This window comes from Variovorax sp. VaC1 (assembly GCF_043658315.1).
In the GTDB taxonomy this organism is placed as follows: Bacteria; Pseudomonadota; Gammaproteobacteria; order Burkholderiales; family Burkholderiaceae_C; genus Variovorax.
Genome location: NZ_JBIGLT010000012.1, coordinates 1 through 20724 on the forward strand (window position 1 = coordinate 1; position 20724 = coordinate 20724).

At 68.5% G+C, this 20724-nt stretch carries 19 protein-coding genes; 1 reads left to right on the forward strand and 18 read right to left on the reverse strand.

The annotated features are described in order from the left end of the window. The 18 genes from ACGLHS_RS32005 to ACGLHS_RS32090 all read right to left on the reverse strand — a co-directional run. The coding region (locus ACGLHS_RS32005) for an SH3 domain-containing protein (RefSeq protein ID WP_394485993.1) at positions 1 to 474 on the reverse strand (474 nt) is incomplete at its 3' end. A gap of 204 nt (positions 475 to 678) precedes the next feature. After that, entirely contained in the window at positions 679 to 1734 is a 1056-nt protein-coding gene (locus tag ACGLHS_RS32010; RefSeq protein ID WP_394485995.1) for a homocysteine S-methyltransferase family protein, read from the reverse strand. 67 nt (positions 1735 to 1801) lie between these two features. After that, a complete protein-coding gene (locus ACGLHS_RS32015; protein WP_394485997.1) occupies positions 1802 to 2962 on the reverse strand; it encodes a histidinol-phosphate transaminase in 1161 nt (386 codons plus the stop codon). Next, positions 2959 to 4347, reverse strand: coding sequence for an FAD-binding oxidoreductase (locus ACGLHS_RS32020; protein ID WP_394485999.1), 1389 nt, complete (start codon positions 4345 to 4347; stop codon positions 2959 to 2961). Before ACGLHS_RS32020 ends, ACGLHS_RS32015 begins: the two co-directional genes overlap by 4 nt. Then, positions 4344 to 5165 carry an N-formylglutamate deformylase gene (gene hutG / locus ACGLHS_RS32025; protein ID WP_394486002.1) on the reverse strand — a complete coding sequence of 274 codons (822 nt, stop codon included), beginning with the start codon at positions 5163 to 5165 and terminating at the stop codon, positions 4344 to 4346. The genes ACGLHS_RS32020 and hutG overlap by 4 nt, the downstream gene beginning before the upstream one ends. Before the next feature lie 6 nt (positions 5166 to 5171). Next, complete coding sequence (locus ACGLHS_RS32030; protein WP_394486004.1) at positions 5172 to 6554, reverse strand: formimidoylglutamate deiminase; 1383 nt, start codon at positions 6552 to 6554, stop codon at positions 5172 to 5174. After that, on the reverse strand, positions 6551 to 7801 hold the full coding sequence (hutI, locus tag ACGLHS_RS32035) for an imidazolonepropionase (RefSeq protein ID WP_394486006.1): 1251 nt from the start codon (positions 7799 to 7801) through the stop codon (positions 6551 to 6553). Before hutI ends, ACGLHS_RS32030 begins: the two co-directional genes overlap by 4 nt. Before the next feature lie 22 nt (positions 7802 to 7823). Further along, a complete protein-coding gene (locus ACGLHS_RS32040; protein WP_394486008.1) occupies positions 7824 to 8393 on the reverse strand; it encodes a HutD family protein in 570 nt (189 codons plus the stop codon). Continuing rightward, positions 8390 to 9058: an amino acid ABC transporter permease gene (locus ACGLHS_RS32045; protein ID WP_093247143.1), complete on the reverse strand. Its 669-nt coding sequence runs from the start codon at positions 9056 to 9058 to the stop codon at positions 8390 to 8392. The genes ACGLHS_RS32040 and ACGLHS_RS32045 overlap by 4 nt, the downstream gene beginning before the upstream one ends. A gap of 7 nt (positions 9059 to 9065) precedes the next feature. Beyond that, entirely contained in the window at positions 9066 to 9818 is a 753-nt protein-coding gene (locus ACGLHS_RS32050; RefSeq protein ID WP_394486012.1) for a transporter substrate-binding domain-containing protein, read from the reverse strand. Positions 9819 to 9870: 52 nt separating this feature from the next. Beyond that, positions 9871 to 10605 carry an IclR family transcriptional regulator gene (locus ACGLHS_RS32055; RefSeq protein ID WP_394486015.1) on the reverse strand — a complete coding sequence of 245 codons (735 nt, stop codon included), beginning with the start codon at positions 10603 to 10605 and terminating at the stop codon, positions 9871 to 9873. Positions 10606 to 10747: 142 nt separating this feature from the next. Continuing rightward, positions 10748 to 11587 carry a phytanoyl-CoA dioxygenase family protein gene (locus ACGLHS_RS32060; protein WP_093247146.1) on the reverse strand — a complete coding sequence of 280 codons (840 nt, stop codon included), beginning with the start codon at positions 11585 to 11587 and terminating at the stop codon, positions 10748 to 10750. A 60-nt stretch (positions 11588 to 11647) separates the two neighbouring features. Continuing rightward, positions 11648 to 13375, reverse strand: coding sequence for a urocanate hydratase (gene hutU / locus ACGLHS_RS32065; protein ID WP_394486018.1), 1728 nt, complete (start codon positions 13373 to 13375; stop codon positions 11648 to 11650). Between the two features lie 43 nt (positions 13376 to 13418). Continuing rightward, positions 13419 to 14978, reverse strand: a complete 1560-nt coding sequence (gene hutH / locus ACGLHS_RS32070; protein WP_394486020.1) for a histidine ammonia-lyase — start codon at positions 14976 to 14978, stop codon at positions 13419 to 13421. 180 nt (positions 14979 to 15158) lie between these two features. Further along, positions 15159 to 15896: a histidine utilization repressor gene (gene hutC, locus ACGLHS_RS32075; RefSeq protein WP_093247165.1), complete on the reverse strand. Its 738-nt coding sequence runs from the start codon at positions 15894 to 15896 to the stop codon at positions 15159 to 15161. A gap of 11 nt (positions 15897 to 15907) precedes the next feature. Next, positions 15908 to 16702: an ABC transporter ATP-binding protein gene (locus tag ACGLHS_RS32080; RefSeq protein WP_093247149.1), complete on the reverse strand. Its 795-nt coding sequence runs from the start codon at positions 16700 to 16702 to the stop codon at positions 15908 to 15910. Further along, the gene (locus ACGLHS_RS32085; RefSeq protein ID WP_394486042.1) at positions 16687 to 17541 is read right to left on the reverse strand and encodes an ABC transporter permease; all 855 of its coding nucleotides are present in this window, start codon (positions 17539 to 17541) and stop codon (positions 16687 to 16689) included. The genes ACGLHS_RS32080 and ACGLHS_RS32085 overlap by 16 nt, the downstream gene beginning before the upstream one ends. A 13-nt stretch (positions 17542 to 17554) precedes the next feature. After that, positions 17555 to 18523, reverse strand: coding sequence for an ABC transporter substrate-binding protein (locus ACGLHS_RS32090; RefSeq protein WP_093247151.1), 969 nt, complete (start codon positions 18521 to 18523; stop codon positions 17555 to 17557). 292 nt (positions 18524 to 18815) lie between these two features. On the opposite strand from ACGLHS_RS32090, the gene recQ reads away from it, so the two are divergent. Then, positions 18816 to 20711 (forward strand): DNA helicase RecQ, encoded by a 1896-nt coding sequence (gene recQ, locus ACGLHS_RS32095; protein ID WP_394486025.1) that lies wholly within the window; start codon positions 18816 to 18818, stop codon positions 20709 to 20711. The last annotated feature ends 13 nt before the right edge of the window (positions 20712 to 20724 follow it).

Consider the following 20724-nt stretch of genomic DNA (forward strand, 5'->3'; position numbering starts at 1 on the left):
CCACGGCCGGGGCTGCCACCCCGGCCGCACGGGCGGCGGCGGACGCCAGCCCGCGATCGGCGGTGGCGGGCGGTTGCCCCACCAGCGCCGGTCGCCGTACCAGGGCCGGTCGCGGTAGTAGTCGGCCCAGTAGCTGCCGATCACGAAGCTGACGATGGGCACGCCGATCACCGCGCCGTAGGCGGCCAGCGGCACGCGCTGCTCCTGGTAGGCGTAGTCGAGGTTTCTTGCCCAGACCCAGCCGCGCCCGCCGTCGGGCAGCACCACATCGCACCAGCTGTAGCCGTTGACGCAGCCGACCACCTCCAGCGGCTGACCCGGCCCGAGCCGCGCGACCAGCGGGTAGTCGCCAGACGGCCCCGCCCGCAGATTGACCGCGCCACGCGTGAACGCCTGCTGCGCCGAGGCCGCAAGCGGCAGGACCAAGGCGAGCGCACCGATGCCGACCCAGCGCGAAGCGAATGAGGGGTTCATGGCTGACTCCTGTTCGGGCCAGCGTAGGCCGCGTGCCAAGAGCCTGTCAATCAGCCGTCAACCCGCCCGCCCTGCTTTACCGACAGGCAGCCCCTCCCCCTTCGTGAAACACCGAGGAACCGGCTCCGCCGGGCCTCAGGTGTTGCCCCCGGTAGGGGGTTGGCGTAGCGACACGAAGTGCGCGCAGCCTGGGGGCGAGCTCAGCTACGCGGCTTCGCGGTAGAAGCCCGCGTTGTTGCTGCCCAGCGCCCGGCCCGCGACCGGTGCAACAGCCTTGCCGATCGCCGCGATGTGGTCCGGCGTGGTGCCGCAGCAGCCGCCCACGATGTTCACCAGCCCTTCGGCCGCGAACTCGTGCAAAAGGCGCGAGGTGACGTCGGGCGTCTCGTCGAAGCCCGTGTCGCTCATCGGATTGGGCAGGCCCGCGTTCGGGTAGCAGCTGATGAAGGTGTCGCCCGCCACGCGCGCCAGCTCCTGGATGTAGGGGCGCATCAGCGCGGCACCCAGCGCGCAGTTCAGGCCGATGGCCAGCGGCTGCGCATGGCGCACGCTGTGCCAGAACGCGGTGACGGTCTGGCCGCTCAGGATGCGGCCCGAGGCGTCGGTCACGGTGCCGCTGATGATCAGCGGCAGGCGCTGGCCGCTGTTGTCGAAGTACTCGTCCACCGCGAACAGCGCGGCCTTGGCATTGAGCGTGTCGAAGATGGTCTCGACCAGGATCACGTCGGCGCCGCCCTCGACCAGCGCTTCGATCTGCTCGTAGTAGGCCGCGCGCAGCTGTTCGAAATCGACATTGCGCGCGCCCGGGTCGTTCACGTCGGGGCTGATGCTCGCGGTCTTGGGCGTCGGGCCGAGGGCGCCGGCCACGAAGCGCGGCTTGTCGGGCGTGCTGAACTTGTCGCAGGCCGCGCGCGCGAGCTTCGCGGATTCGAGGTTCATCTCGCGCGCCAGGTGCGCCATCTTGTAGTCCTCCTGCGCGATGGTGGTCGCGCCGAAGGTGTTGGTCTCGATCAGGTCGGCGCCGGCCGCGAGGTAGCCCTCGTGGATGTCCGAAATCACGTCGGGCCGGGTCAGCGACAGCAGCTCGTTGTTGCCCTTCACGTCGCGCTCGAAGTCCTTGAAGCGCTCGCCGCGGTACTGCTCTTCGGTGAGCTTGAAGCGCTGGATCATCGTGCCCATCGCGCCATCGAGGATGGCGATGCGCTTGGCGAGGATGCCCGGCAGCGACTGGCCGCGGGTATAGATAAGGGGCTTGGTCATGTCCGCGATTGTAAAAACCCCGGTCTGGCCCGGCGCGCAGGCGGGTCTTGCCGGCGCCGGCGCGGCGTCAGCCCTGGCCGCCCGCGATCTCCGCCAGTGCCTGCACGAAGCGCGCGTTGTCCTCGTCGGTGCCCACCGACACGCGAATGAAGGTCTCGAAGCCCGGCTCCTTCCAGGGCTTGACGATGATCCCGCGCGCCAGCAGCGCCTCGTTGACCGGCCCGTTCGGCCGTGCGAGATCGACGAACAGGAAGTTCGCCGCCGAAGGCGCCACGCGCAGGCCCGGCAGGACGGATGCGGCCAGGGCGCGAAGCTGCGCCGCCAGCACCTCGCGCTGCTGCACGGTGCGCGCCACGGCCTGCGCCATGAAGGTCTCGTCGCCCCAGGCTGCGAGCGCCGCGGCCTGCGCCGCCAGGTTCACGTTGAAGGGCGTGCGCACGCGGTCGAGCAGTTGCACCAGTGCCTCGTCGGACGCGATGCCGTAGCCCACGCGCAGGCCCGCCAGGCCCCAGGCCTTGGAGAAGGTGCGCAGCACGATCCACGGGGAGCGGCCTTCGTCGGCAGCCTGCCGTGCGCGCAGCATGGCGAGCACGTCGGGGTAGCCGGGCGCCAGCCGCGCGTATTCGTAGTAGGCCTCGTCCACCACCAGCAAGGTGCCGGCGGGTACCGCTGCGAGCAGGCGCGCGAAGTCGCCGGCATCGAACATGCAGCCGACCGGGTTCGAGGGGTTGGCCAGCATCACCACCTTGGGCCCGCGCGCGAGCGCCGCGCACCAGGCATCGACGTCGAAGCCGAGTTCCGGCGTGAGCGCCAGCAGCTCGACGTGCGCGCCCATCATGCGCGGGTAGATCTCGTGCAGGCCGAAGGCCGGGCGCTGCGTCAGCACCCGGTCGCCCGGCGACAGCAGCGCCTGGCACAGCATCTGGAGGATGTCTTCGGAGCCGTTGCCGATCACCACCTCGGCGGGCCGGGCGCCGGTGCGTCCGGCAATGGCCGCGCGCAGTGCCGTGCAGTTGGCGTCGGGGTAGGTGCCCGCGCGCGCCGCCAGGTCGACCAGCGCGCGCGCCACCGCCGGGCTGGAGCCGTACGGGTTCTCGTTGCTCGCGAGCCGCGCGATCTCGGTGACGCCGTAGCGCGCACGCACGGCGTCCGAGGACAGGCCCGCGTTGTAGGCCGGAAGCGGCATCACTTCGGGACGCGCGAGTGCATGGATGGTGCTTGTGTTCACAGGTCGAATACCTTGCCGGGGTTGAGCAGTTGAAGAGGGTCGAGCGCCTGCTTGATGGCGCGCATCGCGGCCAGTTCGTCGGCGCTGCGGCTGGCGCCCAGGTAGGGCTTCTTGTGCAGGCCGATGCCGTGCTCGGCCGAGATGCTGCCGCCGCAGGCTTCGACCTGCGCATAGACCATGCGCTCGAAAGCCTCGGCCTCGCCGCCGATGGCCTGGCCGTCGGTCGTGATGTGCAGGTTGCTGTCGCCGACATGGCCGAAGAACAGCGAGTGGTGCCCGGGCCAGCGCGCATCGAGCGCCGCGCGGCAGTCGTCGGCGAAGCGGCCGATGGAGGCCATCGGCAAGCTCACGTCGAGGTTGATCGGCGGATGCATGTGCACCGGCAGTTCGGCGGTGGCCTCGCGGATCTTCCAGAAGGCGCGCGCCTGCGCCTCCGACTGGGCGATGGCGGCGTCGGCCACCGTGCCTTCGTCCATCGCGTCGGCCAGCGCCGCTTCGAGCGCATCGCGCAGCGCGGCTTCGTCTTCGCCGGCCACGTCGACCAGCGCCTGCAGCGGATACGCCGCATCGAAGGGCTCGCGCAGTTGCTGCCAACGCAGCGAGGTCTGCACGAAGTCGCGCCACATCAGCTCGAAGGCCGCCAGCGCGCCCGGAAAGCGCGCGCCGAGTTGGCGCAGCAGCACCAGCGCGGACTCGAAGTCCGGCAACGCGACCAGCGCAGTGGCCTTGGCGCGCGGTGCCGGATGCAGCCGCAGCAGCGCGCGCGTGATCACGCCCAGCGTGCCCTCGGCACCGATGAAGAACTGCTTGAGGTCGTAGCCCGTGTTGTTCTTGAGCATGGGCCGCAGCATCGGCAGCACACGGCCATCGGCCAGCACCACCTCCAGGCCCAGCGCCTGCTCGCGCATCATCCCGAACTGCAGCACGCCGTTGCCGCCCGCGTTGGTGGAAAGCGCGCCGCCGATCTGGCACGAGCCGCGCGCGCCGAAGTCCACACCGAACAGCAGGCCCTGCGCGGCCGCCGCCTCTTGCACCGCCTGCAAGGTGGCGCCGGCCTGCACGGTCAGCGTGCCGGCGGCGGCATCGACCGATTCGATGGCGTTCATGCGCTCGAGCGACAGCGCGATCGCATCCGCGCTCGGCACCGCCGCGCCGGCCAGCCCGGTGAGTCCGCCCTGCGGCACCACCGGCACGCGGTGCTCGGCGCACAGGCGCAGCACCGCCGACACCTCCTGCGTGTCGCGCGGCCGCACCAGCGCCAGCGGCAGCACCGGCGGCAGGCCGCTCCAGTCGCTGCGGTGGCGTTCGGCAATGGCTTCGCCGGTCAGCACCTGGCCGGTGCCCAGGGCCTCGCCGAGGGCGGCGAGAAAGCCCTCATGGCTCACTGGCGACGGCTTTCGACGAAGTCGAGCACCGCTTCCAGCATGCGCCGCACATGCGGCTGCACGCCGGCGGCCACGGCCGGCAGGTAGTCGAAGGGCAGCGCCTCCTGCATGTAGCTGGACTGCGTCATCTCCAACTGCACCGCGTGCACGCCGCCAGCCGGGTTGCCGTACTGGCGCGTGATGTGGCCGCCGGTGAAGCGGCCGTTGAGCACGCCGGTGTAGCCGGTGGCCGACTTCGCGATGCCCAGCAGCGTTTCGGCCAGCGCCGGATCGCAGCTGATGCCCTTGCCGGTGCCCAGGTTCAGGTCGGGCAGCTTGCCCTCGAAGAAGCGCGGCAGCACCGAGCGGATCGAGTGCGCATCCCACAGTGCGATGGTGCCGTGCGCGGCCTTCAGGCGGTCGAGCTCGGCCTGCAGTTGGCGGTGGTACGGCACCCAGATCGCATCGCGGCGCGCAGCGATTTCCTCATCGCCCGGCACGTCGGCCGCGTTCGCGTAGATCGGCGTGTCGTCGAAGGTGTCGACCGGGCACAGGCCGGTCACGCTCTGGCCCGGGTAGAGGCTTGCACCGTCCGGCGGGCGGTTCAGATCGACCACGTAGCGCGAGTGCGTGGCCACCAGCACCGAGGCGCCGAGCGCATCGGCGAAGTCGTAGAGCCGCTCGAGGTGCCAGTCGGTGTCGGGCACGTGGCGCGCCTCGTCAGTGAAGCGGGCGGCCAGCGCGGGCGGCACGTGCGTGCCGACGTGCGGCATCGAGATCAGCAGCGGGCGCGTGCCCTGGCGAAAGCGGAATGCCGGTTCGGTGGTGGTGAAGGCCATGGAAATTCAGTCCTTGAGGAGTTGGGTGCGCGCGGCCACGAAGGCGGCCGCGGCGTCGTCATGCAGCGTGTGGCGTCCGGCCACGACGCGCGCACGGCCTGCGGCCCAGACGCTGTCGATGGCGGAGGTGCGATGGCTCGCGAAAACGTGGGCCGAAAGCATATCGGGCGCCGACAGGCCCTGCAGCGCGAGGTGCGCGGCATCGAGCACGACGAAGTCGGCCTGCTGCCCCACGGCCAGCCCGCCGACGGCGCGGCCCGAGGCCTGCGCGCCGCCCTGCACCGCTTCGAGCGTGAACGCCGTCGTGACATGCGGCTGCGCCGCGCTGGCGCCGACGTTGCGCTGCCGCCGGGCCAGGCGCTGGCCGTATTCGAGCATCAGCAGTTCTTCGGCCGCGTTGACGCTGGCATGGCTGTCGGAGCCCACGCCCCATGCGCCGCCATGGCTGCGCCATTGGGGAAAGTCGAAGATGCCGTCGCCCAGGTTGGCCTCGGTCGTCGGGCAGAGGCCCGCGACCGCGCCGCTCTTGGCGGCGTACTCGTACTCGGCGGCATTCATGTGCGTGGCATGCACGAGGCACCAGCGCGCATCGACCGGCGCGTGATCGAGCAGCCATTCGACGGGGCGCAATCCGCTCCACTCCACGCAGTCGTCCACTTCCTTCGTCTGCTCGGCGATGTGGATGTGGATGGGCGCGGTGCGGTCGATGGCTTCGAGCCCCGCGATGGCATCGCGCAGCGCTTCGGGCGGCACGGCGCGCAGCGAATGCGGTGCCATGCCGAGCCGCGCGCCCTGCTCGTCGCACACCGGCTTCAGTGCGTCGAGCAGGCGCAGCATCGAGTCGGTCGAGCGGATGAAGCGGCGCTGCCCTTCCGTGGGCGGCACGTCGCCGAAGCCGCCGGTCTGGTAGAGCACCGGCAGCAGCGTGAAGCCGATGCCAACCTTCCGCGCCGCGCGCAGCAGCGCAAGGCTCAGGGTCGCGTCGTCGGCATAGGGGCGGCCGTCGGCATCGTGGTGCACGTACTGGAACTCGCACACGCTCGTGTAGCCGGCTTCGAGCATCTCGGCATAGAGCCAGGTCGCGATGGCTTCCATGTGCTGCGGCCCGAGGCGCGCGGCAAAGCGGTACATCAGCGTGCGCCAGCTCCAGAAGCTGTCGTGCTGCTCGGCGCGGTGCTCGGTGAGGCCCGCGAAGGCGCGCTGGAAGGCGTGCGAATGCAGGTTGGGCATGCCGGGAATCACCGGGCCGCTTGCCACCTTCGCACCCGCGGGCGGTTGCGCGGCGGGCTGGACCTGCGTGAGCTGGCCGGCATCGTTCCACGACAGCAGGACGTTCTTCGTCCAGCCCGCGGGCAGCAGCGCGTCGGCTGCGAAAAGCGTGCGCGTCATGCAGCGTTCTCCATGGTGACAAGACCTTGCCGCACGACGGTGCGCGCGGGCTTCTGACCGAACCAGTAGGCGAGCTCGGCCGCTTCGCGCGCGTTCCACAGCACGAAGTTGGCGGGCATGCCGGGCGCGATGGCGCCGTGCGTGTCCTGCAGGCCCAGCGCGCGCGCCGCATGCACGGTCACGCCGGCCAGCGCCTCGGGCACCGTCAGGCGAAACAGCGTGCAGGCCATGTTGACCATCAGCAGAAGGCTCAGCGCCGGCGAGGTACCGGGGTTGTGGTCGGTCGACACCGCCATCGGCACGCCCGCGGCGCGCAGCGCGGCGATGGGCGGCAGGTGCGTGTCGCGCAGCGTGTAGTACGCGCCGGGCAGCAGCACGGCCACGGTGCCCGACTGGCGCATGGCCTCGATGCCCTCGGCCGACAGGTGCTCGATGTGGTCGCACGAGAGCGCGCCGTAGCGTGCGGCCAGCGCGGCGCCGCCCATGTCCGACAGTTGCTCGGCATGCAGCTTGACCGGCAGGCCCAGCGCCTTCGCCGCCTGGAAGACCTGCTCGGTTTCGGCGAGCGAGAAGGCGATGCGCTCGCAAAACACATCGACCGCATCGACCAGCCCTTCGGCCGCGAGCGCGGGCAGCATCTCGCGGCACACGAGGTCGATGTAGTCGCCGCTGCGGTTCGCGTATTCGGGCGGCAGCGCATGCGCGCCGAGGAAGGTGGTGCGCACGGTCACGCCGTAGGCTTCGCCCAGGCGCCGCGCCACGCGCAATTGCTTGCGCTCATGCTCCAGCGACAGGCCGTAGCCCGACTTGATCTCGATGGCGCAGACGCCATCGGCCAGCAACTGTTCGAGCCGTGGCGCGGCCTGTGCGAAGAGCGTGTCTTCGTCGGCCTCGCGCGTGGCGCGCACCGACGAGACGATGCCGCCACCGGCCTTGGCCACTTCTTCGTACGTGGCGCCCGCGAGCCGCATCGCGAATTCGTTGGCGCGCTGGCCACCGTAGACCAGATGGGTGTGGCAATCGACGAGGCCCGGCGTGACGAGCGCGCCGCCACCATCGTGCGATGCGAGCCCCGCGAACTCGGCGGGCAGCGCATCGCGCGCGCCGACCCAGCGGATCGCGCCCTGCGCGACCACGATGGCGGCTTCGGCATCTGCCGCCCATGCCACGCCCGGCGCCGCACCGGGCGCGAGGCGCAGGCCGGTCCAGAGGCCGTCGGCCGAGGGGAATTCACTTGCGGGTTTCATCATCTGTTCCTCTTCCTGCCGGTCAGGCCGGCACGATACGAACCACCACCAGCCGTGCGTCTTCATACGCCGGCGCGGCCTGCCAGGCCTGTGCGGCATCGGCCCAGCAGATGCCCTCGCCTTCGCGAAGCGCCTCGTCGTTCACGCGCCATTCGCCACGCAGCGCGAGCAGCACGCCGTGCGGCGCGGGCTCGATGGCTGTTGCGCGGTCGAGCACGCGCACATCGGCGCGCCACTGTCCGCGCCGCGTCATCACGTTGAAGTCGTTCGATGCGCCGCCGAGCAGCGTGCAATCGATGGCGTCGTCGCCGCTGAAGGCGAAGGGCTGTTGCGGCACGTCGAGCCGGTGCGCGATGTGCCCGTCGTGCGTGAAGAGGCGCACGCCATCGCCTTCCAGCAGCATGATGCTGCGGTCGATGCCCGCGAACACCGAGAACGGCCCGGCCGCCGCGATGGTCGCGATGCTCACGCGCCAGCCGAAGCTGTCGAGCCCCGCGCCCTGCGGCCAGCTCGCGATTTCCTGCGTGGTGCCGCCGCCGTTCTTCCACGGCATGGCGGGCAGCGTGGAACGGGAAAAACGAAACACGCTCATCGCATCAACCCGCCTTGCCGCAGCTTCAGTTCGAAGTGCCGCAGCACCAGCGTCATCGTTCCGGTGAGCACGAAGTACACGGCCGCGATGGCCAGGTACACCTCCAGCGAGCGGTACGACACGCTGATGATCTTCTGCCCTTCATGCATCACGTCGTGGATGGTCAGCAGCGACACCAGCGCCGAGTTCTTGATGAGCGCGATGAACTCGTTGCCCAGCGGCGGAATCATGCGCACCACCGCCTGCGGCAGCACGATCTGGCGCATGGCCACGTCGGGCGTCATGCCGAGCGATTGCGCCGCCATCGTCTGGCCCTTGTCGATCGACTGGATCGCGCCGCGCACGATCTCCGACACATAGGCCCCCGAGTACACGCCGAGCCCCAGCACGCCGCACACGAAGGCCGGCAGCACGATGCCGAAGTACGGCAGGCCGAAGAACAAGATGAACAGCTGCACCAGCAACGGCGTGCCGCGAATGGCCGCCACGTAAGCGGTGCAGATGCCATAGACCCCGCGCCGCTTCGGGTTCAGCCGGCCGATGCCCACGATGAGGCCGAGCACGCAGCCCAGCGCGAGCGCACAGGCGGTGATCTCCACCGTGACGAGCGCACCGCGCAACAGGTCGGGCCAGCCTTGCCAGACTGGCGAGAAATCGAAGTCCATAGCGCGCTTACTTGGCGTTGGCGCTGAACCACTTCTTCTCGATTTGCGCGTACGTGCCGTCGGCCTTGAGCTTGGCGATAGCGCCGTTCACGGCCTTGGTCAGCTCCGGCGTGTCCTTGCGGATGGCCATGCCGTATTCCTCGGTGGTGATCTGCTCAGGCAGCACCTTCAGGCCGCCGCGCGTGCGCACGTACTGGTAGGCGGCGGGCTTGCCGGTGACGGCGGCGTCGGCACGGCCGATGTCCACGAGGTTGAACATCTCCTGGTTCTTCTCGACTTCCATCAGCTGCACCTGCGGGAATTTTTCCTTGGTGTACGCCACCGACTTGGTGCCCACCTGCACGCTGACCTTCTTGCCGTTGATGTCGGCCGGCGTCTTGATGGCGGTGTTGCCGTCCTTCACCATCACGACCAGGCCGCCCGCGTAGTACGGCACGGTGAAGTCGACGACCTTCTTGCGCTCGTCGGTGATGTAGATGCCCGAGACGGCCATGTCGAAGCGCTTGGAAATGAGGCCCGGCACGAGGCCCTTGAAGTCGATGTCGATCCACTCGATCTTGCGGCCCAGCGTCTTGCCGATGGCCTCGACCAGCTCCACGTCGAAGCCGGTGCGCTTGCCGTTTTCCACGAACTCCATCGGCGGGAAGGTGGCGTCGGTGGCGACGCGCAGCGGCTCGCCTTGCGCTTGCGCCGTGCCGGCGAAGCCGATGAGTGCAAGGCCGGCCAGTGCGGCGGCGACGAGGGTGCGGCGTGTGTTCATGGCGAGAGGCTTTCGTGGGTTTGAAAGAAAGAAAAAACGAAGGATCGACGGGCTACTGCAGCGCCCGCGAGATGCGCGCCGCCGTGACGACGGTCATGTGCAGCAATGCAGCTTCCATGCCCTCGACACGCGTGAGCGGCGCCATGAGCGTGATCGCGCCGCGCAGCCGCCGGCCCGAAGCCAGCACCGGTGCGCTCGCGCCCCACACGCCGGCATCGACCTCGCCCTGGGTCACGGCATGGCCGGCCTGGCGGATCGCATCGAGTTCGGCGGCGCGTTCGGCGCGGCGCTGCGGGCTCTCGTCCAGCCCGTCGAGCAAGGCATCGCGCTGGTCCAGCGGCATGTGCGCCAGCAGGCACTTGGCGCTGGCACCGTCGCGGGCCGGCACGCTGCGGCCCCGATCGAACGAGCAGCGCAGCGAATGTTCGCTGTCGATCATTTCGAGGCAGACCACGCGGTCGTTCACCGCCGTGACCAGCGCCACGCTCTCATGGCTTTGCTGCACCAGCGCGCGCATGTCGGCGCGGGCGGCCATGACGAGGTCGGAGTTGCCGTCGAAGCCGCTTGCCAGCTGCACGCTCACCGGGCCCGGCGAGTAGCGCCCGTCCGACTCCATCACGAAGCCCCAGCGCCGCAGCATGGCGATCTGCCGGTACAGCGTGCTCTGCGACAGGCCGGTGGCCTGCACCAGGTCGGCCGCCGTCATCGCCACCTTGCTTTGTGCCAGCACCGACAGCACGCGCAGGGCGCGGTCGTTGTGGGCAGGGGTCTCGGTCGGGGGCGTCATCGGAGGCAATCGCGAGATGTCGGGAGTAGAACCGGCGTGCAGTATCTTGCGCGCCGTTCCCAGTTCCAAGCCTCGATTCCCACTCGATGGGAATCGAGGCGTTTTTTCTTTCTACCTTCGTCTTACCTGCATCCGGCCGCGTTCAGCCCACCAGCAGCGGAAAGCGTGCGTCGTCCATCGGTGCGCCGGCTGGCAGCGAATCGGCCAGGCCGGGGAAATCGGGCGAGGTTTTCCAGCTGCGCGGCGCGTGGCGGATGTCGTCGCCCAGGAAGCGCACCGAGAACACGCGGCGCCGGTTCGGCCCCTCGACGCCGGCGGCCGCATGCAGCGTGAGCATGTGGAAGCAGACGAAATCGCCCGGCTCGATGTTCCAGCCGACGATGGGAAAGCGCTCGCGCGCACCCTCGATGTCGGGCAGGTCTTCGAGGCTGCCTTCGGGGAACCACTTGGCGTGGTTGTCCATGAACGTGCGCGGCATCAGCCACGGCCCCTTGTGGGAGCCGGCCACGAATTCGAGCGTGGCCGCGCGCGACACCGGATCGACCGGAATCCACATGCTGACGTTCTGCTCGCCTTCGATGTTGTAGTAGGGCTGGTCCTGGTGCCAGGGCGTGCGCTGCCGCGTGCCGGGCTCTTTGACGAGCAGGTGGTCGTGGTACAGCCGCACGGTCTGCGAGCCCATGAGGCGCTGTGCGAGTTGCGCGAGCGGCGCCTCGAAGATGAAGCGGCGGAAGGCATCGATCTCCTGCCAGTTGCAGAAGTCCTCGAAGAAGCGGCCCGGGTCGTCGGGCCGGCTCGCCACCTTGGCGCGCGGGCTGGGCGCCGCGAGGTTGGCCTCGATGCCACCCTGCAGCAGCGCCAGTTCGTCGGGCGTGAGCAACTGGCGGATGCAGACCGCGCCGTCGCGCTGGAACTGCGCAACCAGCGCGTCGTCCACGCGTTCCTGCACGCGGCGCTGCAGGTCGAGGGCATCGAAGGTCATCGTCGGGTCTCCTTGTTGTGGGGTGTGTCGGGGACCCGCTTTTTTACTTCACTCGCCGGGCTACTTGATCATCGGCAGCTTCAGGCCCTGCTTCTTCGCCGTGGCCACCGCGATGTCGTAGCCCGCGTCCGCATGGCGCATCACGCCGGTGGCCGGGTCGTTGAAGAGCACGCGCTCGATGCGCTTGGCCGCAGCGTCGGTGCCGTCGCACACGATCACCACGCCCGAGTGCTGCGAGTAGCCCATGCCCACGCCGCCGCCGTGGTGCAGGCTGACCCAGGTGGCACCGCCCGCGGTGTTGAGCAGCGCGTTGAGCAGCGGCCAGTCGGACACGGCATCGGTGCCGTCCTTCATCGCTTCGGTCTCGCGGTTCGGGCTGGCGACCGAGCCGGTGTCCAGGTGGTCGCGGCCGATGACGATGGGCGCCTTCAGCTCACCGTTCTTCACCATCTCGTTGAAGGCCAGGCCGGCGATGTGGCGCTCGCCCAGGCCCAGCCAGCAGATGCGCGCGGGCAGGCCCTGGAAGCTGATGCGCTCGCGCGCCATGTCGAGCCAGCGGTGCGTGTGCTTGTTCTCGGGGAACAGTTCCTTGATCTTGGCGTCGGTCTTGTAGATGTCTTCCGGGTCGCCCGAGAGCGCGACCCAGCGGAACGGGCCCTTGCCTTCGCAGAACAGCGGGCGGATGTAGGCGGGCACGAAGCCGGGGAAGTCGAACGCGTTCTTCACGCCTTCGTCGAACGCGACCTGCCGGATGTTGTTGCCGTAGTCGACGGTCGGGATGCCCATGGCCTGGAAGTCGAGCATGGCCTGCACGTGCACGGCGCACGACCTGGCGGCCGCCTTCTTGAGCGCGTCGTGCTGCGACGCGTCCTTCATTGCGGCCTGCCACTGCGGCACGCTCCAGCCCGAGGGCAGGTAGCCGTTGATGAGGTCGTGCGCGGAGGTCTGGTCGGTCACGAGGTCGGGCTTGAGGCCGCCGGCCTTCGCGCGCTTCACCAGCTCGGGAAGGATGTCGGCCGCGTTGCCGAGCAGCGCGATCGACACGGCTTCCTTCGCGTCGCAATGCTGCTTGATGAGCTCGAAGGCGTGGTCGATGTCGCGCGCCTGCTTGTCGACGTAGCGGGTGCGCAGACGGAAGTCGATGCTCGACTGCTGGCACTCGATGTTGAGCGACACCGCACCGGCCAGCGTGGCCGCGAGCGGCTGCGCGCCGCCCATGCCGCCCAGGCCGGCCGTCAGGATCCACTTGCCCGCGAGGCTGTTGTTGTAGTGCTGGCGGCCGGCTTCGACGAAGGTCTCGAAGGTGCCTTGCACGATGCCCTGGCTGCCGATGTAGATCCAGCTGCCCGCCGTCATCTGGCCGTACATGAAGAGGCCCTGGCGGTCGAGCTCGTTGAAGTGCTCCCAGTTGGCCCACTTCGGCACGAGGTTCGAGTTGGCCAGCAGCACGCGCGGCGCGTTCTCGTGCGTCTTGAACACGCCGACGGGCTTGCCCGACTGAATCAGCAGCGTCTCGTCGTCGTTCAGTTCCTTCAGCGACGCGAGGATCTGGTCGTAGCAGGCCCAGTTGCGCGCGGCGCGGCCAATGCCGCCGTACACCACGAGGTCTTGCGGACGCTCGGCCACCTCGGCGTCGAGGTTGTTCTGCAGCATGCGGAACGGCGCTTCGGTGAGCCAGCTCTTGCAGTTGAGCTCGCTGCCGCGCGGGGCGCGGATCACGCGCGTCGGGTCATGGCGCGGGTCGGCCGCAGCGGGATTGTTCAGGGCGAATTTGTCGGGAGCGTTCATGGCGTGGTTCTCCTATCTGTCTGTCGATCTGTCGGGTGGTGTTTTACGAGTGGCTGGGCAGGATGTCGAGCAGCGCGGCCGGCAGCTCGGCCTTCAGCGCCCACAGGCGCATGGCTTCGATGTCGGGGGCGAGGTAGCGGTCGCGTTCGAGGAAGGCGACCTTCTGGCGGATGCTGGCGAATTCCGCTTCGACCAGCGGCGAGCTCTTGAGCTTGCGCTTGAGCTCGATGCCTTGTGCGGCGGCCATGGCTTCGATGCCGACGACCACTGCGGTGTTGTTGACCATGTCACCGAGCCGGCGCGCCGCGAAGGTGGCCATGGACACGTGATCTTCCTGGTTGGCCGAGGTCGGCAGGCTGTCGACGCTGCCCGGATGCGCGAGCGACTTGTTCTCCGACGCGAGTGCGGCGGCCGTGACCTGCGCGATCATGAAGCCGGAGTTGAGGCCGCCATCGCGCACCAGGAACGGCGGCAGGCCCGAGAGGCCGCTGTCGAGCAGCAAGGCCAGGCGACGCTCGGAGATGGCGCCGACTTCGCTCACGGCCAGCGCGATGATGTCGGCCGCGAAGGCGACGGGCTCGGCGTGGAAGTTGCCGCCCGAGATGACTTCGCCGGTGTCGCAGAACACGAGCGGGTTGTCCGATGCTGCGTTGGCTTCGATGACCAGCACGCGCGATGCATGCACGAGGTTGTCGAGGCAGGCGCCCATCACTTGCGGAATGCAGCGCACCGAGTACGGGTCCTGCACGCGGCCGCAGTCGGCGTGCGAGGGAATGATCTCGCTGCCTTCGAGCAGCGTGCGCACCGCGCCTGCCACCGCGATCTGGCCGGGCTGGCCGCGCGCGACGTGGATGCGCGCATCGAAGGGCTTGATCGAACCCTGGATGGCTTCGAGCGACAGTGCGCCCGACATCAGCGCGGCGGCGAACACGTCTTCCGCGCCGAACAGGCCGGCCAGCGCCAGTGCGGTCGACACCTGCGTGCCGTTGAGCAGCGCCAGGCCTTCCTTGGGGCCGAGCACGAAAGGCTCGAGGCCGATGCTGCGCATCGCTTCGGCACCGCTGACCTTCTTGCCGTCGGCCAGCATCGCTTCGCCTTCGCCGATCAGCACGCAGGCCATGTGCGCGAGCGGCGCGAGGTCGCCCGAGGCGCCGACCGAGCCCTTGCACGGAATGCTGGGCGTCACGCCCGCGTTGAACAGCGCCAGCAGCGCATCGACCAGCGCGGGCCGCACGCCCGAGTGGCCACGCGCAAGGCTCACGGCCTTGGTCGCGAGGACCATGCGCACCACCGGCGCGGCCAGCGGCTCGCCCGTGCCCACGCTGTGCGACAGCACGAGGTTGCGCTGCAGCTCGGCCAGGTGGTCGTTGCCGATGCGCGTGCTCGCGAGCTTGCCGAAGCCGGTGTTGATGCCATAGACGACCTGGTCGTTCTCGACGATGTGGCGCACCGCTGCTTCGGCTTGTGCCATGCCGGCACGCACCGACGGGTCGAGCGCGAGTTGCACGCCACCGGCCTGGATGCGTCGCAGCATCGCAAGGTCGACCTTGCCGGGCGTGAGGGTCAGGGTGGCATCGGATGAAGCGGTGTTGTGGATTGGCATGTGAACCTGTCTATACAAGTGGTTGCGAGAGAAAACGAAGTCGATAACGACGATTAAAAAAGCTAGGTTCCTTCGTGGAACACCGCGGAACCGACTTTGCCGGGCCGCCGGTGTTGCCCCCGGTGAGGGGGTTGGCGAAGCGACACGAAGTGCGCGAAGACTGGGGGAGAGTTCATTGCTTTAGCCGGAGCTGGGGTTGCCGTCGGCTCGGAAGCGGCTGCCCAGGCTGTAGCGCGACGCGGGATGCAGGCAGCGCACCCATGTCACGGGCGTGGTGCGTATCCATGTGCGGCGCGTCAGCAGCAGGCAAGGGTCGGTGGGCGTCATCGCGAGCCGGACGGCCTGTTCGGCGCTGGGCAGCACGGCATCGACGACGTGTTCGATCTGGTCGAAGGGCACGTTGCGCAGCAGGTATTCGCTGGGCGGCGTGCTGTTGAAGTCTTGCTCGAGGTAGTCGGGCACGACCTGCGGATTGACGTAGCGCTCTTCGAGCTGCACGGGCGTGTCGTTCTCCCAGTGCAGGCAGGCGCTGTGGAACACAGAGTCGCCGGGGCGCAGGCCGAGCCATGCGGCCACGTCGGGCGAGGCCGCGAGGCGCTCGACCTCGATCATTTCGCAGCGGTAGTCGTGGCCGCGCTGGCGGATCTCGCTGGCGATGTTGGCGATCTGCAGCAGTGTCGACTGCGGCTTGTTCTCGGCCACGAAGCTGCCGACACCCGCCACGCGCACGATGCGGCCCTGCTCGACTAGCTCGCGCAGCGCGCGGTTCACCGTCATGCGCGCCATGCCGAACTGCGCGACCAGCTCATGCTCCGAAGGCAGGCGGTGGCCGGGCGGCCACGTGCCGTCCTGGATCTTGCGGGAGATGTGATCCTTGACTTGCGCGTAGAGCGCGAGGGTCGGCAGGTCGCGTTTCATCGTGCTGTCGGTCAATGCTCCGCCGCGGCCATCGACTCGGCGCGGATCTCTTCGGTCAGGCGCGCCTTGATTTCCATGAACTCCGGCGAGGTCTTGATGGTGTAGCTGCGCGGATGCGGAAAGTCGACCGCGATCTCGGTCTTGATGCGGCCCGGCCGCGCGCTGAACACCGCCACGCGGTTGGCCATGAAGATCGCCTCGTCGATGTCGTGCGTGACGAACAGCACCGTCTTCTGCGCCGACTCCCAGATGCCGAGCAGCAGCTCCTGCATGAGCACGCGGGTCTGGTTGTCGAGCGCGCCGAAGGGCTCGTCGAGCAGCAGCATCTTGGGGTCGTTGGCGAGCGCGCGAGCAATCGCCGTGCGCTGCTGCATGCCGCCCGAGAGTTGCTTGGGGAAGTGGTGCTCGAAGCCGCGCAGGCCGACCTTGGCGATGAAGAACTCGCTGCGCTCCTTCTGGTCGGCTTCGCTCATGCCGCGCTCGCGCAGGCCGAAGCGGATGTTCTGCGCCACGGTGAGCCACGGAAAGAGCGTGTAGCTCTGGAACACCACGCCGCGGTCGGCGCCCGGGCCTTCGATGCGCTCGCCGTCGAGCATCACCTGGCCGGTGGTCGGAAAGTCGAGCCCCGCCACGATGCGCAGCAGCGTCGACTTGCCGCAGCCCGAGGGGCCGAGGATGGTGACGAAGTCGTTCTCCTTCACCTCGAAGTCGATGGGCAGCAGCGCTTGCGTGCGTTGGCCCTTGGTGCCGGTGAAGACGCGCGAGACGCCCTGGATGGAGAGTTGGTTCTTCACAGTGCGGCCCATGCAAACAGACGGCGGTTCATTGCCTTGAAAGCGAAGTCGGACAGGAGCCCGATGACGCCGATCACGATGATCCCGAAGATGATCTGCCCAGTGTTCAGCAACGCCTGGCTGTCGGTGATCATGTGGCCGATGCCCGAGGACGAGCCGATCAGCTCGGCCACGATCACGTAGGTCCATGCCCAGCCGAGCACGAGGCGCAGCGTTTCGGCGATGCCCGGCGCGGCGCCCGGAATGAGCACCCGCGCAACGATGCCGCGGCTGTTGGCGCCCAGCGTGTAGGCCGCCTCGACGAGGTCGCGCCGCGCGCCGCCCACGGTGACGGCCACCATCAGCACGATCTGGAAGAACGAGCCGATGAAGATCACCAGCAGCTTCTGCATTTCGCCCAGGCCCGCCCACAGGATGAGCAACGGAATGAAGGCCGAGGCCGGCAGGTAGCGGCAGAACGAGACAAAGGGCTCGAAGAAAGCCTCGACGGTCTTCCAGGTGCCCATCGCGATGCCCAGCGGCACCGCGAACACGGCCGCCAGCAGGAAGCCGCCGAACACGCGCCACACGGTCATGCCGATGTCGCCGATGAAGCCGTACTCGGTGAAGAGCAGCCAGCCCTCCTTGACCATGGTCGGCGGGCTCGCCAGGAAGGTCGGCGACACGAAGCCGCCGAGCGTGGCAAGCGCCCACACGAGCACGAACAGGACGAAGAAGCCGAGCCCCAGCACCACGCGGGCACGCGCGCTGATGGGTTCGAGGGGCGCGAACGCGCGGCGGCGCACGGGGGCCATGGGAGGTGTCACGGGTTGGGGTGAAACGGCAGGCGCAGACACCGCACGGGGCGCCATCTGCGGCAGGGCCTTACTTGACGAAGCTTGCATCGAAGGTCGCCGTGTAGTCTTCAGGTGCCTTGCGGATCACACCGGCTTCCAGAAGGATGGCCGCGGCGTCCTTCATGAAAGTGGTGATCTCGCCCGAGAAGAATTTCTGGTTGGCGGCCTTGTCCTGCCAGCGCAGGTAGGCCGACGACTTGGCGAACTGTTCGCCGCTCTGCTTGACGGCCGCGCCCATGAGTTCGTTGGCCTTGGCCGGGTCGGCCTTGATCATGTCGAGCGCATCGAAGTACGACTTGGTGAGCGCGGCGGCGGCCTTGGCGTTGGCCTTGAGCCAGGTGGGCGCGCAGCCGACGGTGTCCATCACCATCGGGTAGTCGAGCGTGGTGGCCAGGATCTTGCCGGCGGCGGGGTTGGATCGCACGGTCGAGAGGTAGGGCTCGTAGGTCATGGCGGCGTCGTTCTGGCCGGCCACGAAGGCCTGCGCGGCGGGCTGAGGCTCGAGCGAGACCACCTTCACGTCTTTCAGCGTCATGCCGTTCTTGCTGAGCATCCAGGCCAGGCCGAAGTACGGCGCGGTGCCGGGGGCGCTCACGCCGATGCTCTTGCCCTTGAGGTCGGCGAAGGTCTTGACGTCGTTGCGCACGGCCAGGCCGTCGGCGCCGTAGGACTTGTCCATCTGGAAGATCTGCACGATGGGCACGCCGTTGGCGTTCCAGGCGACGTGCGTCTCGACCGTGGTGGCCGCGCACTGGATCGCGCCGGAAGCGAGCGCCAGGTGGCGGTCCTTCTGCGGGATCATCTTCAGTTCGACGTCCAGGCCGTTCTTCTTGAAGATGCCGGCCTTGTCGGCCAGCGAGAGCGGCGCGAAGCCGGTCCAGCCGGACATGCCGAGCGAGATCTTCGTTTCCTGGGCAGCCGCTGTTCCGGCCATGCCCGCTGCACATGCACCTGCTGCCAGCAGCGAAGCGACTTTCACAACTACCGTCTTGACCATGGGGACTCCTGGTTCCATTTTTTGAGAGAGGTGACTCGGCGATGCGCCCCGGACTCCGGACAGCACACGCCTCGCATTGTTGCCAAGCGCCCCAACTTGTATATACAGGATAACCCGAAAGGTCATTTTCGGTGCATGCCTGAGTGAAATGCACCAGATTGCTGTCTATACAGGAAAGGCGACGAGACGGAGGCCACTGTTGCAAACCTCGTGCCACAGTCATATCGATGCCACTGGGGGACAATCGACGCCTTCCCCTTTTTGCCCTCGCGCCCCGTCGCGTTCGCTGCCTGTGTCCTCTCTTGCTCCCCATCCTCTCGACGACGCTCCCGGCAGCGCAGCACCCGCCGACATCCTTCACGAAGTCTTCGGCTACGCGCAGTTCCGGGGGGCCCAGCAGGACATCGTCGACCACGTGGTGGCGGGCGGCGACGCGCTGGTGCTGATGCCCACGGGCGGTGGCAAGTCGCTGTGCTACCAGATCCCGGCCATCGCGCGGCAGCGCGCGGGGCATGGCGTGTCGGTGGTGGTGTCACCGCTGATCGCGCTGATGCACGACCAGGTGGGCGCGCTGCACGAGGCCGGCGTGAGCGCGGCCTTCTTGAATTCCACGCTCGACTGGGAGCAGACGCAGGACGTCGAGCGCCGCATGCTGCGCGGCGAGATCACGCTGCTGTACGCGGCGCCCGAGCGCGTGAACACGCCGCGCTTTCTGTCGCAGCTCGATTCGCTGAAGGAGCGCGGCAAGCTCTCGCTGTTCGCGATCGACGAGGCGCATTGCGTGAGCCAGTGGGGCCACGACTTCCGCCCCGAGTACCGTGCGCTGACAGTGCTGCACGAGCGCTATGCGGGCGTGCCGCGCATTGCGCTCACCGCCACGGCCGACGACCTGACGCGTGCCGACATCGTCGAGCGGCTGCAGCTCGAAGAGGCGCGCCAGTTCGTCTCCAGTTTCGACCGGCCGAACATCCGCTACACCATCGTCGAGAAGAAAGACGCGACCACGCAGCTGTTGCGCTTCATCGAGCGTGAGCACGAAGGCGATGCGGGCGTGGTGTATTGCCAGTCGCGCAAGCGCGTGGAAGAACTGGCGGTGACGCTGCGCGACGCGGGCATCAACGCCCTGCCGTACCACGCGGGGCTCGACGCGGCGGTGCGCCAGAAGCACCAGGACCGCTTTCTGCGCGAGGAAGGCATCGTGATGGTCGCGACCATCGCCTTCGGCATGGGCATCGACAAGCCCGACGTGCGCTTCGTCGGCCACATCGACATGCCCAAGAACATCGAGGGCTACTACCAGGAAACCGGCCGCGCGGGCCGCGATGGCGGCCCGGCCGACGCCTGGATGGCCTACGGCCTGAACGACGTGGTGAACCAGCGCCGCATGATCGACGAGAGCCCGGCCGGCGAAGAGTTCAAGCAGGTGATGCGCGGCAAGCTCGATGCGCTGCTGTCGCTGGCCGAGGCGAGCGACTGCCGGCGCGTGCGCCTGCTGGGCTACTTCGGCGAGAAGAGCACGCCCTGCGGCAACTGCGACAACTGCCTGAACCCGCCGCAGGTGTGGGACGGCACCGATGCCGCGCGCAAGCTGCTCAGCACCATCTACCGCGTGCAGCAGCTCAGTGGCATCAGCTTCGGCGCGGGACACATCATGGACATCCTGCGCGGCAAGTCGACCGAGAAGGTCAAGCAGTTCGGCCACGAGCGCATCAGCACCTTCGGGCTGGGCGCGGAGTTCAGCGAAGTGCAGCTGCGCGGCGTGCTGCGGCAGCTGATCGCGACGGGTGCGCTGGCGGTGGACGCGGAAGCGTTCAACACGCTGAAGCTCACGGAAGGCTCGCGCGCAGTGCTCAAGGGCGAGGCGGCGGTGACGCTCCGCGAGTCGATCTCGTCACCGGCGGAGCGCAAGTCGCGGCGCGAGAAAACCGCCAAGGGTGCGCCCTCGCCGGCGGCGGCCAAGCTCGACGACGTCGGCAAGAAGCGCTTCGAGGCGCTCAAGGCCTGGCGCGCCGAGGTCGCGAAAGAGCACAACCTGCCGGCCTATGTGATCTTCCATGACGCGACGCTGGCCTCGATTGCCGAGCGCGCGCCGGCCACGCTCGAAGACCTGCAGGGCATCAGCGGCATCGGCACCAAAAAGCTCGAGGCCTACGGCTCCGAGGTGCTGCGGGTCTGCGAAGCGTTCTAGCCGCCGGGGCTCG

Excerpts from the sequence above, each read along its gene's own strand:
- hutH (WP_394486020.1), bottom strand. The coding sequence starts at position 14,978 with ATGCCAATCCACAACACCGCTTCATCCGATGCCACCCTGACCCTCACG.
- ACGLHS_RS32030 (WP_394486004.1), bottom strand. The coding sequence starts at position 6,554 with ATGACGCGCACGCTTTTCGCAGCCGACGCGCTGCTGCCCGCGGGCTGG.
- ACGLHS_RS32060 (WP_093247146.1), bottom strand. The coding sequence starts at position 11,587 with ATGACCTTCGATGCCCTCGACCTGCAGCGCCGCGTGCAGGAACGCGTG.
- ACGLHS_RS32090 (WP_093247151.1), bottom strand. The coding sequence starts at position 18,523 with ATGGTCAAGACGGTAGTTGTGAAAGTCGCTTCGCTGCTGGCAGCAGGT.
- hutG (WP_394486002.1), bottom strand. The coding sequence starts at position 5,165 with ATGGCCTTCACCACCACCGAACCGGCATTCCGCTTTCGCCAGGGCACG.
- ACGLHS_RS32010 (WP_394485995.1), bottom strand. The coding sequence starts at position 1,734 with ATGACCAAGCCCCTTATCTATACCCGCGGCCAGTCGCTGCCGGGCATC.
- hutI (WP_394486006.1), bottom strand. The coding sequence starts at position 7,801 with ATGAAACCCGCAAGTGAATTCCCCTCGGCCGACGGCCTCTGGACCGGC.
- ACGLHS_RS32055 (WP_394486015.1), bottom strand. The coding sequence starts at position 10,605 with ATGACGCCCCCGACCGAGACCCCTGCCCACAACGACCGCGCCCTGCGC.
- ACGLHS_RS32045 (WP_093247143.1), bottom strand. The coding sequence starts at position 9,058 with ATGGACTTCGATTTCTCGCCAGTCTGGCAAGGCTGGCCCGACCTGTTG.
- ACGLHS_RS32050 (WP_394486012.1), bottom strand. The coding sequence starts at position 9,818 with ATGAACACACGCCGCACCCTCGTCGCCGCCGCACTGGCCGGCCTTGCA.
- ACGLHS_RS32040 (WP_394486008.1), bottom strand. The coding sequence starts at position 8,393 with ATGAGCGTGTTTCGTTTTTCCCGTTCCACGCTGCCCGCCATGCCGTGG.
- hutU (WP_394486018.1), bottom strand. The coding sequence starts at position 13,375 with ATGAACGCTCCCGACAAATTCGCCCTGAACAATCCCGCTGCGGCCGAC.
- hutC (WP_093247165.1), bottom strand. The coding sequence starts at position 15,896 with ATGAAACGCGACCTGCCGACCCTCGCGCTCTACGCGCAAGTCAAGGAT.
- ACGLHS_RS32080 (WP_093247149.1), bottom strand. The coding sequence starts at position 16,702 with ATGGGCCGCACTGTGAAGAACCAACTCTCCATCCAGGGCGTCTCGCGC.
- ACGLHS_RS32085 (WP_394486042.1), bottom strand. The coding sequence starts at position 17,541 with ATGGCGCCCCGTGCGGTGTCTGCGCCTGCCGTTTCACCCCAACCCGTG.